Below are 603 nucleotides of genomic sequence, written 5' to 3'. Positions count from 1 at the left end.
GCTTGAGGTCGACGAATTTTCATAGGTCAGCGTCGCTCCATCCTCGACATAGATAACGGATTCTCCGGAAACCACCGTCCGGCTGCTGATGGTTGTATCTGAGGAATAGGTCGTCGTGGCATTGGTTTCTACGGCGTTATTATAGGTTTCAAATGTCGTGTTGACGGCGTCTTTATTCGCGCTCGTCGGGTCAGCAGCATAGGTGTCGATGGCATTGGTAAGATTTGTGCTGGCATCCGACACATCATCCGCCCGCGCGATTTGGGGTGCATTGAGAAGACAGAGAACCAGCGTTGTCGTCGATACGGTCCGCCAGAGAGTTCCGGCGTTTCGGCGCAGCCAACCTGTTGCGGGTCGCGAAAACTGCTCGAGTCGATTTTTCGAAGGGCTGAATGCACATGGCGAAATAGGTTTCGTCATAAAATTACCTTGGCTGCTTTTCACGGTGACACGCACATGCTTCGCACCGATGCAAAACAGACTCTCGGTCACAGACAGAGGACGCGGTTGACTAAAAAGCGTCGCGAAACCCCGCTCACTTTTGTCTCTATTGGAAAAATGCGAACTTGCCCTGCCATTTCACGACAAAGGTCAATTCTGCTT

The 603-nt window shown here is 51.7% G+C and carries 1 protein-coding gene; it reads right to left on the bottom strand.

Annotated features, from left to right (window positions below):
* On the bottom strand, positions 1 to 420 hold a 420-nt coding region (locus HCK86_RS23900; RefSeq protein ID WP_176086998.1), incomplete at its 3' end, for a hypothetical protein.
* Positions 421 to 603: the final 183 nt, after the last annotated feature.

The sequence above is a fragment of the Martelella sp. HB161492 genome (assembly GCF_013184775.1).
Taxonomy (GTDB): domain Bacteria; phylum Pseudomonadota; class Alphaproteobacteria; order Rhizobiales; family Rhizobiaceae; genus Martelella.
The sequence above is the reverse complement of the archived record's forward strand: the minus strand, read 5'-3'. Positions and strand labels throughout refer to the sequence as shown.